Origin of the sequence: Streptomyces sp. Rer75 (assembly GCF_013414305.1) — a bacterium.
Taxonomy (GTDB): Bacteria; Actinomycetota; Actinomycetes; order Streptomycetales; family Streptomycetaceae; genus Streptomyces; species Streptomyces himastatinicus.
Genome location: NZ_CP058693.1, coordinates 4,713,079 through 4,725,571, shown reverse-complemented (window position 1 = coordinate 4,725,571; position 12,493 = coordinate 4,713,079). Strand labels below are relative to the sequence as shown.

Sequence of the window (12,493 nt, the reverse complement as noted above, 5' to 3'; positions counted from 1 at the left end):
CGGTGCGAGGTGCGCACGGGGGAGGGGGTCGAGCCGTAAACGGGCCCGTACGTTCGCGTACCGGCTCACAACGCGAGGGCGGCCCCGGATCTCCGGGGCCGCCCTCGCGTGTGCTCAGTCCTCGTCGTTCGGCGTCGGCTCGCCGGGGGCGATGCCGTTGCTCTGGCCGCCGCCCGGCGTGTTGCTCGCCGAGCCGGACGCCGCGTCGGACGGCTTGTCGCCGCCGGGCTTCTGGCCGCCCGGCTGCGCGGTCTGGCCCGGCGTGGTCTGGCCCGGCTTGCCGGAGGGCGTACCGCCCCGGGGAGCCGACGGGGTCGGGGTCGGCAGCTCGGACGGGCCCCAGCCCTTGAAGTAGCTCGTCGCCGGCACGACGAAGGCCGTGATCGGCACGTCGCCGGTCGAGCTGAGGTCGAAGACGATCCGCTGGGCGTCGCCGTCCTTGGCGGCCTCGCGCCCGTCGGAGACGACGGCGGAGGCGTTGCCCTCGCCGCCGATGGCGACGGAGCCGCCCGCCGGGACGACGATCTTGCTCGCGGCCTTGCCCGTGCCCTTGGCCGGGTGCAGCTTCGCCGTCGCCTTCGCGTCGGGCAGCGTGATGGCCGTGAGGGTCTCGTCCCGGTCGCCGTTGTTGAAGATCCGGGCCGTGACGACGGCCGGGCCCTTCGCGGTCCGGTCCGGCTGGGTCACCACGGTGGCGTTCTGGATCTTGATATCGCCGACGGACGTCGCGGCGTTGTCGGGCTTGACCTCCAGCGTCTGCGCGTCGTTCCCGGCTCCGCAGGCGGAGAGCGGGGCGACCGAGACCACGATGGCGGCTGCGGCGAGGGCGCCGCGTCGAAGGCTGCTGCTCACGGCGGCGGCATCTCCTAGGACGAGGTAAAAGTTGGATCAGCGCGCTTAGGTTACCGATCCGCCCTTCTGGCCCCGCACCCGACCCGCCTTCACCGGCGTTCGGGGACGACGCGCCCGGCCCGCACGCCCCACACCGCACATCCATGACCACCCTCCCGACCACCCTGAATATCGGTTCGGTGACGGATCGGGGAGATTATCGGTAAGGAATCCGTGGACGTCCGAAAAATTGATCACGCACTTGACCACAGATGTCTCACAGACATGATCAGTGCGGCCGTGATCAATTCGGGAATCGGGGCCGGATCTGTCGCTCCTCGGCCGAACGGAGTAGCGGAAGTCCATCGACCGGACTCCGGCAAAACGGGACGTACGGCCACCCGCATGATGTTCTCCGGGCGCGTATCGCGCCGGTTTCAGGCCGCCCGGACAACCGCTCCCACCTGCGAATACCCGGTTCCGCCCACCTTGCCCAGCACGTCCCAGCCGCTGTTGTCAAGCCCCGAGATATGCCCTGACCTGCGAAAACGCCATTCAGAAGAAGGCGTTCACGTGTTACCCTGGATAGCCACGGAAGGGGTACCTGTCACATGACGTTCAAGGTTGGCGACACCGTGGTCTATCCCCATCACGGGGCCGCGCTGATCGAGGCCATCGAAACTCGTCAGATCAAAGGCGTGGACAAGACCTACTTGGTGCTGAAGGTCGCTCAGGGTGACCTGACGGTTCGTGTGCCGGCGGACAATGCGGAGTTCGTCGGTGTGCGTGATGTGGTCGGCCAGGACGGGCTGGACCGGGTCTTCGAGGTGCTGCGCGCACCGTATGCGGAAGAGCCCACGAACTGGTCCCGTCGCTACAAGGCAAATCTCGAGAAGCTCGCCTCCGGTGATGTGATCAAGGTTGCCGAGGTCGTGCGTGATCTTTGGCGCCGAGAGCGGGAGCGCGGTCTGTCCGCCGGTGAGAAGCGCATGCTCGCCAAGGCGCGCCAGATCCTGGTGAGCGAACTCGCCCTCGCCGAGAGCACCAATGAGGACAAGGCCGAGGCCCTGCTGGATGAGGTACTCGCGTCCTGACACATAAATGCCGCGGTGCCCGAGTGATTCAGACCTGCTCCTCGTAAGTAAGTCTGTTCGCCGGGCGCTGCGGCATGTGCGCGCACAGACACCTCAGCCCACCACATCGCAGCCCTTGGCGCAAGACCGTTTGTGGTGTCGCTGTTGTGGTGCAAGGTGTGCCGGGCCCGGGCAGCTGGCACGACCAGTCGTCACGGAAGGGGCCGGTCGGGGCATCGCGCCCGGCACGCTGTGGCCATACCCATTTCGGCCGAGGAAGCAAACCTGAACGCCAACGCAAAGTCCGTAACCCCGCCCATCGGCGCGTCCGAGCGCCCCGCCCGCACCGCCGCCGTGATCCCCGCCGCGGGCCGTGGCGTGCGGCTGGGCCCGGGAGCCCCCAAGGCGCTGCGCCCGCTGAGCGGTACGCCGATGCTCGTGCACGCCGTTCGGGCGATGGCCGGATCCCGTGCCGTTTCGCTCGTGGTCGTGGTCGCCCCGCCGGACGGTGCCGACGAGGTCCAGCGGCTGCTCGACGCGTATCCGCTCACCGGGACCACCGAGGTGGTCGTCGTCCCCGGCGGTGAGACCCGCCAGGAGTCGGTGCGCCTCGGCCTGGCCGCCGTCCCCGACAGCGTCACGACGGTGCTGGTGCACGACGCGGCGCGCCCGCTCGTCCCCGTGGACACCGTGGACGCGGTCGTCGCCGCCGTACGGGACGGGTCGCCCGCCGTCGTCCCGGCCCTGCCGGTGACCGACACCGTCAAGCGGGTCGAGCCGCGCACCGGCGACCGGGCCGGTGAGCCCGAGCCGGTCGTCGGCACCCCCGAGCGCGCCCTGCTGCGCGCCGTACAGACCCCGCAGGGCTTCGACCGCGCCACGCTCGCCGCCGCGCACGAGAAGATCGTCCTGGAGGGCGACGGCGCGACGGACGACGCGGGCATGGTCGAGCGGATGGGCGTCGAGGTCGTGGTCGTACCCGGCCACGAGGAGGCGTTCAAGGTGACCCGGCCGCTGGATCTGGTGCTGGCCGAGGCGGTTCTCGCGCGCAGGAGGAAGAACGATGGCTTCTGAGCAGCCGCCCGCGGCGGGACTTCCCGCGCTTCCCCTGGTCGGCATCGGCACGGATGTGCACGCCTTCGAGAAGGGCCGCGAGCTGTGGTGCGCGGGTCTGCTGTGGGAGGGCGAGGAGTACGGCCTGGCCGGGCACTCCGACGGCGACGTGGCCGCCCATGCCGCCTGTGACGCGCTGTTCTCCGCCGCGGGCCTCGGCGACCTCGGCGCCCACTTCGGCACCAGCCGCCCCGAGTGGTCCGGCGCGTCCGGGGTGACGCTGCTGGCGGAGGCGGCCCGGATCGTGCGGGCGGCGGGCTTCGAGATCGGCAATGTGGCGATCCAGGTGATCGGCGTCCGCCCCAAGATCGGCAAGCGTCGGGACGAGGCGGTGAAGGCGCTGTCGTCGGCGATCGACGCGCCCGTCTCGGTCTCGGGCACGACGACGGACGGGCTGGGACTGACCGGCCGGGCCGAGGGCCTGGCGGCGGTGGCGACCGCGCTGGTGGTACGGCGCTAGCCGCGGACCCCGGGGCGGTGCCAGCCGCGGACCGGGCGCGGCGCCGGGGCCCCGGTACGGCGGCGGAGGGCACTCCTCCGCCGTACGGGCCGTTCCTCGGAGCGCGCCCCGCACCTTGACGGTGTGTGGGGTACGGATCCGGTAACCCGAATCCCATCCGCACCACCGCCCAGCTCGGCGCGAGGAAAGGAAGCACCCCGTGGCCACCACACTCTCCGACGACCTCAAGCGCGTCCTCGACACCCCGGTCTTCGTCATCATCGGCACCGCCCAGCCCGACGGCAGCCCTCAGCTGTCACCGGTGTGGGTGAAGCGCGACGGTGACGAGCTGCTGTTCTCGACCACCATGGGACGGCGGAAGCAGAAGAACATCGACCGCGACCCCCGCGTCACGGTCCTGGTGCAGCCCGCGGACGCGCCGTACACGTACGCCGAGATCCGCGGCACGGCGAGCTACACCACCGAGGGCGCCCAGAAGCTGATCGACGAGCTGTCGCTCAAGTACACGGGCAAGAAGTACGCCGAGTTCAACCCGGCCTCGGGTCAGGACGACGAGCGCATCGTCGTGCGGATCGCGGCCCGCAAGGTCGTCGGCAGCCTCTGAGGAGAAGTGTCACGCTTCTGTGTCCCTGCGGCCGACGGGTCGCGGGGCACTGCCGGGTTCCGACTACCCTTGACGCGTGACTATTCGCCTGTACGACACCGGTGCCCGGCAGATCCGTGACTTCTCCCCGCTCACGCCGGGCTGTGTCTCGATCTACCTGTGCGGCGCGACCGTGCAGGCTGCCCCGCACATCGGGCATATCAGGTCGGGGCTCAACTTCGACATCATGCGCCGCTGGTTCGCGTACCGCGGCTACGACGTGACGTTTGTCCGTAATGTTACGGACATCGACGACAAGATCATCGCCAAGTCGGCCGAGCAGGGCCGCCCGTGGTGGTCGATCGGCTACGCGAACGAGCGCGCCTTCACCAGCGCGTACGACGTCCTCGGCTGCCTTCCCCCGACCTACGAGCCGCGGGCGACCGGTCATATCCCCGAGATGATCGAGATGATGCGGGGCCTGATCGACCGGGGTCACGCGTACGCGGCCGAGGGCAACGTCTACTTCGATGTGCGCTCGTACCCCGAGTACCTCCGGCTCTCCAACCAGGACCTGGACGGGCTGCGCCAGCCCAGCGGCGAGGGCGAGACCGGCAAGCGCGATCCGCGCGACTTCGCCATGTGGAAGGCGGCCAAGCCCGGCGAGCCGAGCTGGGAGACCCCGTGGGGGCGCGGCCGCCCCGGCTGGCACCTGGAGTGCTCGGCGATGGCGCACAAGTACCTGGGCAGCGCCTTCGACATCCACGGCGGCGGCGTCGACCTGATCTTCCCGCACCATGAGAACGAGATCGCGCAGGCCAAGGGGTTCGGCGACGACTTCGCCACGTACTGGGTGCACAACGCGTGGGTCACCATGAGCGGCGAGAAGATGAGCAAGTCGCTCGGCAACTCCGTGCTGGTCTCCGAGATGGTCAAGCGCTGGCGCCCCATCGTGCTCCGCTACTACCTGGGCACCCCGCACTACCGCTCCATGATCGAGTACAGCGAGGAGGCGCTGCGCGAGGCGGAGTCCGCCTTCGCGCGCATCGAGGGCTTCATCCAGCGAGTCACGGAAAAGGCGGGGGAGGCCGTCCCTCCCGCGGCCGACGTGCCGCCCGCGTTCGCGGAGGCGATGGACGACGACCTCGGGGTGCCGCAGGCGCTCGCGGTCGTCCACACCACCGTCCGCCAGGGCAACTCCGCCCTCACCGCCGACGACAAGGAGGCGGCGGTCGCGCGGCTGGCCGAGCTGCGGTCCATGCTCGGCGTGCTGGGCCTTGACCCGCTCGACGACCACTGGTCGGCCGGTTCGGACCGCGGTGAGGACCTGCACGGCGTGGTCGACTCGCTCGTCCGGCTGGTCCTGGAGCAGCGCCAGGCCGCGCGCGGCCGCAAGGACTACGCGACGGCGGACGCGATCCGCGACCAGCTCCAGCAGTCGGGGCTGGTCATCGAGGACACCCCGTCCGGTCCGCGCTGGGAGCTGGGCACCCGCTGACCTCGCTCTTTGTGCCGCCCGCTGAGCCGGGCGGCACACTGGTATGACCGTACATACGACCGTAGACGCGTGTGACGTTCCACGTTTTTCCGTTGCCCGTTGCCGATTGCCGAGCAGCGCTGAGCAGTGAAGAGATAGGTGACATTCATGGCCGGCAACAGCCAGCGCAGGAACCGCCGTACCAGCAACAAGAAGGGCGCGACGGTCGGCAGCGGCGGCAAGCGGCGCCGGAGCCTGGAGGGCAAGGGCCCGACCCCGCCCGCCGAGATGCGCAAGGGACACGCCAAGCAGCGCATCGCCAACGCCCGCGCCCGGCAGGCCGCCAAGCGCCCGGCCCCGCGCCGCGGCGGCGCCAAGGGCACGAACGAGCTGGTGGTGGGCCGTAACCCGGTGGTCGAGGCGCTGCGCGAGGGCGTCCCGGCGAACACGCTGTACGTGCAGCAGTTCATCGACAGCGACGACCGGGTGCGCGAGGGGCTGAAGATCGCCGCCGACCGCGGCGGCATCCACCTCATGGAGGCCCCGAAGGCCGAGCTGGACCGGATGACGAACGGGCTCAACCACCAGGGGATGGTGCTCCAGGTCCCGCCGTACGACTACGCCCACCCCGAGGACCTGAGCGCGGCCGCCTTCGACGACGGCGAGGACCCGCTGATCGTCGCCCTCGACGGCGTTACGGACCCGCGCAACCTGGGCGCCGTGGTGCGGTCCGTCTCCGCCTTCGGCGGCCACGGCGTGGTCGTACCGGAGCGGCGCGCGGCCGGGATGACCGCCGGCGCCTGGAAGACCTCCGCGGGCACCGCCGCCCGCACCCCGGTGGCGCGCGCCACCAACCTGACCCGGGCGCTGGAGTCCTACCAGAAGGCGGGCCTCACGGTCGTCGGCCTCGCGGCGGACGGCGAGACGGAGCTTCAGGACCTGGAGGCGCTGGACGGCCCGGTCGTGATCGTCGTCGGCAGCGAGGGCAAGGGTCTGTCCCGACTGGTCGGCGAGACCTGCGACTTCCGGGTCCGCATCCCGATGCCGGGCGGCGCGGAGTCGCTCAACGCGGGTGTCGCGGCAGGTGTGGTGCTGTACGAGGCGTCGCGGCGCCGGTCGTAACCCTTCGCACGACGCGCCGTCCCCTCCGCCCCGCCGGTCCGCCGTGACCGGGTGGGGCAGGGGGGACGTACCCACGCCCGGACGATCTTGACGGTCCCCCGACAGATCACACCGTCCCCGGCAGTGTCTTTCCCGCCGGTCACTCGGTTAGTTGAGCGTGGAGACCAGAAAATTCCGCACGCCCCTGGCGGGACGCGCGCCGGGATTCGACGACGAGCCGCAGCTGACCATGGCCAAGGTGCCGTGTGACCCTGCGAAGGTCGCCGTCAATCCCCCCAGCTTCCGGGTGCAGCTCTCCTCCCCGGTCGTGAGCAGCGCGCTGGCGGACACGGCCCGGCTCGCCGGTATCGGGGCCGGGGCCGCGCCCCGGCGCCGCCCGCCCGTGGTGTGGAGCGGCCGCACCCGGCCCGGCGGGGACACGGCGGCGACCCGACTGCTCCAGGCCGTGCGGTACTCCGAAACCGTGGACGGCCCCGAGGACGTGGGCACCACGCAGGTGCTGCCGCGGGTCACCTTCGACGACGGCCCGCCCACGGTCACCGGCCCGCCCACGGTCATCGGGCCGCGCAGCCCGCGCCGGGACCCGGTGCCGGAGACCGGGCGGCCGCCGCGGCCGCGGGAGTCGGACGCGACGCACCGCACCGGCCCGACGCCACGCGTCCCCCGGCCTTCCCGCGCCGCCCACCAGACCCGGCAGCCCCACCACCGGCCCCGTCAAGCGCCCGAGACCCACCGGAGCCCCCAGGTCCCGCGCCCGCGGCGCCCCTCCGAGCAGGTGCGGCACGCGTACTACCCCGACCGCCGGATGAACCTCGGCGTCGTCCTCCTCCCGCTCCGCATCTTCCTCGGCTTCATCTCCGTCTACGCGGGCATGGGCAAGCTCTCCGACCCCGTCTACTTCGACGGCGGCGAGCGCGGCTCGATGGTCACCTGGCTCCAGTCCCTGAACCCCTGGCCGATCGCCGAGCCGCTGCGCGACCTGGCCCTGGAGCACCCGGTGGGCGCCGGGCTGACCGTGGCGTTCCTCCAGATCGTGGTCGGCGTGCTCACCGTCCTCGGGCTGTGGCAGCGGCTCGCGGCCTGCGTCGGCGCGGTGTTGTCCGCCGCGCTGATCCTCACCGTGAGCTGGCGCACCGTACCGGTCTACGACGCGCCCGACATCATCTACCTCGCCGCCTGGAGCCCGCTGATCATCGCGGGCGCCCCGGTGTACTCGGCCGACGCCCGTCTCGCGGGCGAGGCCTGGCGGCGGCTCGGCCCGCGCGTCGAACTGTGGGCGCTGCGGCGGCGGGTGCTGCGCCGCGGCACCGTCATGGCGATGGTGGTGGCCGGGCTCACCCTGCTGCTCGGCTCGATGATCGGCGGCGCCGTACGGTCCTCGGAGACGGTGCGGGCGCCCGAGCCGCACGAGGTGCCGAGGAACAGCCTCCCCGGCTCGCCGCTGCCCCGGAAGCCCGAGACCAGCCCGCGCGGCGGGGTGGGCGGCACGGTGGAAACGCCCGGATCGCCTTCGTACCGCGCCCCGTTGAACCGTCCGACCCCCTCCGCCTCGCCATCGGCGTCCGCCACCTCGGGCAGGCCCAGCGCGACGGGTTCGGCGAGCGCCACCGGCAGCCCCGGCCAGGCGCGGCGCCACCGTACGACCCCCCGCACCCCGAGCCGACCCGCCGCCCCGATGACGGAACCGGGCCCGCCGGCCCTCGGCGGCGGGGGCGGCGCGGGCCTGGGCGGGACGAGTTCGGAGGGCGGCGGCATGGGCGGCGGCGGCCCGGCGGCCGACTCCTACGACGAGGGCGAACCGGCGCAGGAGGAGGCCGCGCTGGGCGGCCTCCTCGGCTGAGGGTGCCGTACTCGGCTGACCGAACCCGAACCCGTACGAAGAAGGCCCTCCGCGCGCCGTCCATGGGCGCGGAGGGCTCTTTCATGCCTGCCGGGGGTCAATCGTGCAACGGCCGCACCGGCGTTGATTCCAGCGAGCCGCGACCGGACGGCGGGGGGCCCGCGGAGAGTTCCTTGGCGGCCTCGGTGAGGTCCTTGGCGGTGTCGATGGCCCGCCAGTACGCCCCGTGGGGCAGCGGAAACCCGGCCAGCCGCCGCTCGCGGGCGAGCCGCGGGAACGTCGTCCGCTCGTGGTCGCCGCGCCCCGGCAGTAGCGAGGTGAAGGTGGCGGAGAAGACGTACACACCCGCGTTGATGAGATACGGGGAGGGCGGCGACTCGATGAAGTCGAGGACGTGACCGAACTCGTCCGTCTCCACCGCCCCCCAGGGGATGCGCGGCCGGGCCAGCGCGAGCGTCGCGACGGCGTCGCGTTCATGGTGGAAGTCGGCCATCTCGCGCAGCGAGAAGCGGGTCCAGATGTCGCCGTTGGTGGCGTACCACGGCTGATCGGGGTAGGGCAGCCGGGCGGCGGCGAACTTCAGGCCCCCGCCGCGGCCGAGCGGTTCCTTCTCGACGACGGTCGTCACGCGCAGCGGCAGCTCCGCCGACTCCAGCCAGTCCTGGAGGACGGCGGCGAGATGACCGCAGGAGACGACCGCGTCGGTGACCCCCTCGGCGGCCAGCCAGGCCAGCTGATGGCCGATGATCGGGGTCCCGGTGCCCGGGATCTCGACCATCGGCTTGGGACGGTCGTCGGTGTACGGACGCAGCCGCGAGCCCTGGCCTCCGGCCAGGACGACGGCCTGTGTGGGGCGCGGGGCATGCGGGTGGTGAGCGTGGTGCCCGGGCCTGTGGAGGTCATCGGTCATGGATCGCACCATATGCGGTGGCGCGGTGACCGCACGGGGAGCCGAAGCCGGGTGTGGCCGTCGGCGATGTGGCGAGGGGCGGTGCGGTCGGCGTCGGTGTGGTCAGCGGTACGCCTGGGTGATGCCGGACGCGAACGAGGTGTCGCAGACGGGACGGGCGTACGCCTGGGCCCGGTTCGTACCCCCGTACTTGGCGACCGCGGCACGGCCGAGCGCACGGGCGATGTCCGCGCAGTGCCGGGCCAGCGACGGCCGTTCGTTCGTGGCGGCCTGGAGGTGGGTGAGCGCCACCCCCGGGTCCTTCTCCTGCAACTCCGCGAGCAGCCGGTCGCGCAGCAGCTCGTGCGGGGCACGGTGGACGGCGCGGGTGGAGGCGCGGTCGGAGGAGGCGGTGAGGATCTGCGACTCGGCGCTCGGCGAGGCCCACGGGACGCGGGTGACGGCGAGCGTTCCGGAGAGGACGAGCACGACGGGGAGGACGAGCGCGAGGGTTCTGCCGATACGGCGGGCTGCGGTGTTCACGGGAGGGATCGTAGCGAGGAGCGATGATTTGGCGACATTGAGTCACCATGCCGGGTGATGGAAACCCGTTCTCGCGTGTGGGGGTGTTGACGAACGGAATCGAAAAGACCGGAATGTCGAGGAATTTATCGACAACACCACAACGCGACAGTGAGCGGCCGCGGACATGAGCGAGGCGCCGCCCCCGCGAAGCGGAAGACGGCGCCTCACCTCACGGACATCAGTCGCTGAGCCGCTCCCCGGTGGAGGTGGAGAAGACGTGGGCCTCGCCCGGCTGCGGCACGACGTGCAGCTGTGCGCCCTTCTCCGGCACCTGACGGCTGCCGACCCGGATCACCAGGTCCTTGCTCTCGCCGCCGACCTCGGCCGAACCGAAGACGTACGCGTCCGCGCCCGTCTCCTCGACCACGTTGACGGTGATCGCGAGACCGGCCGGGGCGTCGTCGGTGGCCTTGGCCAGCGACTTCGCCGTCCCGCCGTTCGCCTCCACCACGTCGAAGTGCTCGGGCCGGACACCCACGGTGACCGTACGGTCGCCCTTGTCGGCCGCGGCGCCCAGAGCCTCCCGGTTCACCGGGACCACGCTGTTGCCGAACTTCACACCGCCATCGATGATCGGCACCTCGACCAGGTTCATCGCGGGTGACCCGATGAAGCCCGCCACGAAGAGGTTGGCCGGCCGGTCGTACATGTTCCGCGGGGTGTCGACCTGCTGGAGCAGCCCGTCCTTGAGGACGGCCACCCGGTCGCCCATGGTCATGGCCTCGACCTGGTCGTGGGTGACGTACACCGTCGTGATCCCCAGTCGCCGCTGGAGGCTCGCGATCTGCGTACGGGTCTGCACGCGCAGCTTGGCGTCCAGGTTCGACAGCGGCTCGTCCATCAGGAACACCTGCGGCTCCCGCACGATGGCCCGCCCCATCGCCACCCGCTGCCGCTGACCACCGGACAGCGCCTTCGGCTTGCGCTCCAGGTACTCGGTGAGGTCCAGGATCTTCGCCGCGTCCTCGACCTTCTGCCGGATCTCGGTCTTGTTGACCCCGGCGATCTTGAGCGCGAAGCCCATGTTCTGCGCGACGGTCATGTGCGGGTACAGCGCGTAGTTCTGGAACACCATCGCGATGTCCCGGTCCTTCGGCGGCAGGTGCGTCACATCGCGGTCGCCGATCCGGATCGCCCCGCCGTTGACGTCCTCCAGCCCCGCCAGCATCCGCAGCGACGTGGACTTCCCACAGCCCGAGGGGCCGACCAGAACGAGGAACTCGCCGTCTTCGATGCCGATGTCGAGCTGGTCGACGGCGGGCTTTTCGGTGCCCGGGTAGATCCGGGTCGCCTTGTCATACGTGACCGTAGCCATGGTGATCTGGTCCCTTCACCGGCAGGAACGTGCCGGACGATCCGAGTAAAGGTAGGGGTCTAGTCCACTGCACGTGGATTGGCGTGACGCTATACCCCCCACCCCCGCCCTGTCTCTACTCCGGACACCAGAATTTTCGAACGGAGCACCCCGGTGTGGTGGGTACACTGCTGGGGACGCCGACTTAGCTCAGCTGGTAGAGCACCGCTCTTGTAAAGCGAAGGTCGTCGGTTCGAACCCGACAGTCGGCTCTGTGTCTGAGCAGGGAAGAAGCCCCGGACGGTTTTCCGTCCGGGGCTTCTGACATCCACAACTGACATCAACGCGGGTGAACGCCGCTGGTCAGTCCTGGTTGGGCCGCCGCTTCAGCAGCCGGTCCATGTGGCTGATCGCTTCCCGCTGGGTGTCCTGCGCGACGTGCGTGTACACATCCATGGTCATGCTGATCTGGCTGTGCCCCAGGATCTCCATCAGCACGCGCGGAGCCACCCCGGCCGCCGTGAGCAGCGTGGCGCAGCCGTGCCGGGCGTCGTGCGCCGTCATGGACCCCACCTCGCGCGGGGAGAGTTGCGCGGTCGTGTTGGAACAGGGCCGACCCTGGTCCTCCCTGCGAAGGGAGGGCCGGGGCCGGGGTTGATGCCTGCCGAGGATCCGGATGTGGGCTTGGCGGTCAGGTGGCGGTCAGGCCTCCTGGCCCTCGGGGCCGACGGCGGTGTCGATGGTGGTCTGGAACTGGGCGGCCTTGAGGTCTTCGACGGTGGTTTCCACGCCGTCGACGAAGACCTTGGCGCCCTGGCCGCCGGGGTACTCGGTGAGTACGCGTTCCTCGACATCGAAGACGAGGCCGCTCTGGCCGCCGACGATGTCCCCGTTGGCCCGGATAGGCCGGATCTCGTGCCGTGGGGACCACAGCACGGTCGTCGACCGCGGCGGCGTCGTCATCCCCCAGTTCTGCGTGCGCTCCTGGAATTGGGTGACGTCTGTACGGCTGGTGTAACCCAGTTCGTGGGTCACGCTGGTCTCCACCGACGCGGAGAATGCCTTCAGCTCGATACCGGCCGAAACGGTGACACTGACGCTCGTGCGCTTACTGAACTCCTCGCCCTTGGTCTCGGACACACCCGTGGTGATCGCTTCGCTGTTGGGCTGCTCGGTTGTTCCGCTGGGCTGGCTGTAGTACATCTGCCGGTAGTAGCTCACGCGCC

13 protein-coding genes and 1 tRNA gene are annotated in these 12,493 nt (G+C 70.9%); 8 read left to right on the top strand and 6 right to left on the bottom strand.

All coding sequences use genetic code 11. The features are described from left to right. Positions 1-114 precede the first annotated feature (114 nt). Positions 115-852, bottom strand: coding sequence for a copper chaperone PCu(A)C (locus HYQ63_RS19860; protein ID WP_179935173.1), 738 nt, complete (start codon positions 850-852; stop codon positions 115-117). Between the two features lie 590 nt (positions 853-1,442). On the opposite strand from HYQ63_RS19860, the gene HYQ63_RS19855 reads away from it, so the two are divergent. The 7 genes from HYQ63_RS19855 (at position 1,443) to HYQ63_RS19825 (ending at position 8,499) form a co-directional block, all read left to right on the top strand. Then, positions 1,443-1,925 (top strand): CarD family transcriptional regulator, encoded by a 483-nt coding sequence (locus HYQ63_RS19855; protein ID WP_009716930.1) that lies wholly within the window; start codon positions 1,443-1,445, stop codon positions 1,923-1,925. Between the two features lie 264 nt (positions 1,926-2,189). After that, positions 2,190-2,978 carry a 2-C-methyl-D-erythritol 4-phosphate cytidylyltransferase gene (gene ispD / locus HYQ63_RS19850; RefSeq protein ID WP_179940315.1) on the top strand — a complete coding sequence of 263 codons (789 nt, stop codon included), beginning with the start codon at positions 2,190-2,192 and terminating at the stop codon, positions 2,976-2,978. After that, positions 2,968-3,477: a 2-C-methyl-D-erythritol 2,4-cyclodiphosphate synthase gene (gene ispF / locus HYQ63_RS19845; RefSeq protein ID WP_179935172.1), complete on the top strand. Its 510-nt coding sequence runs from the start codon at positions 2,968-2,970 to the stop codon at positions 3,475-3,477. The genes ispD and ispF overlap by 11 nt, the downstream gene beginning before the upstream one ends. A 199-nt stretch (positions 3,478-3,676) precedes the next feature. Next, positions 3,677-4,081, top strand: coding sequence for a PPOX class F420-dependent oxidoreductase (locus tag HYQ63_RS19840; RefSeq protein ID WP_179935171.1), 405 nt, complete (start codon positions 3,677-3,679; stop codon positions 4,079-4,081). Positions 4,082-4,157: 76 nt separating this feature from the next. Next, positions 4,158-5,558, top strand: a complete 1,401-nt coding sequence (gene cysS, locus HYQ63_RS19835) for a cysteine--tRNA ligase (protein ID WP_179935170.1) — start codon at positions 4,158-4,160, stop codon at positions 5,556-5,558. Positions 5,559-5,705: 147 nt separating this feature from the next. After that, on the top strand, positions 5,706-6,659 hold the full coding sequence (gene rlmB / locus HYQ63_RS19830; RefSeq protein WP_179935169.1) for a 23S rRNA (guanosine(2251)-2'-O)-methyltransferase RlmB: 954 nt from the start codon (positions 5,706-5,708) through the stop codon (positions 6,657-6,659). Positions 6,660-6,888: 229 nt separating this feature from the next. Next, on the top strand, positions 6,889-8,499 hold the full coding sequence (locus tag HYQ63_RS19825) for a DoxX family protein (RefSeq protein ID WP_179940313.1): 1,611 nt from the start codon (positions 6,889-6,891) through the stop codon (positions 8,497-8,499). Positions 8,500-8,596: 97 nt separating this feature from the next. Here HYQ63_RS19825 and HYQ63_RS19820 read toward each other — a convergent pair whose 3' ends face one another. The 3 genes from HYQ63_RS19820 to HYQ63_RS19810 all read right to left on the bottom strand — a co-directional run bounded on the left by HYQ63_RS19820 (position 8,597) and on the right by HYQ63_RS19810 (position 11,288). Beyond that, complete coding sequence (locus HYQ63_RS19820; RefSeq protein WP_179935168.1) at positions 8,597-9,409, bottom strand: nucleotidyltransferase family protein; 813 nt, start codon at positions 9,407-9,409, stop codon at positions 8,597-8,599. Between the two features lie 102 nt (positions 9,410-9,511). Beyond that, entirely contained in the window at positions 9,512-9,931 is a 420-nt protein-coding gene (locus HYQ63_RS19815; RefSeq protein ID WP_179935167.1) for a hypothetical protein, read from the bottom strand. Between the two features lie 220 nt (positions 9,932-10,151). Next, positions 10,152-11,288 (bottom strand): ABC transporter ATP-binding protein, encoded by a 1,137-nt coding sequence (locus tag HYQ63_RS19810; RefSeq protein WP_179935166.1) that lies wholly within the window; start codon positions 11,286-11,288, stop codon positions 10,152-10,154. A gap of 178 nt (positions 11,289-11,466) precedes the next feature. Here HYQ63_RS19810 and HYQ63_RS19805 point away from each other — a divergent pair. After that, positions 11,467-11,539, top strand: a tRNA-Thr gene (locus HYQ63_RS19805). A gap of 91 nt (positions 11,540-11,630) precedes the next feature. Here HYQ63_RS19805 and HYQ63_RS19800 read toward each other — a convergent pair. Together HYQ63_RS19800 and HYQ63_RS19795 are read right to left on the bottom strand one after the other, a co-directional pair. Next, positions 11,631-11,840, bottom strand: a complete 210-nt coding sequence (locus HYQ63_RS19800) for a tyrosine-type recombinase/integrase (RefSeq protein WP_257231965.1) — start codon at positions 11,838-11,840, stop codon at positions 11,631-11,633. A 129-nt stretch (positions 11,841-11,969) separates the two neighbouring features. Then, on the bottom strand, positions 11,970-12,488 hold the full coding sequence (locus HYQ63_RS19795) for a hypothetical protein (protein WP_179935165.1): 519 nt from the start codon (positions 12,486-12,488) through the stop codon (positions 11,970-11,972). Positions 12,489-12,493 lie beyond the last annotated feature (5 nt).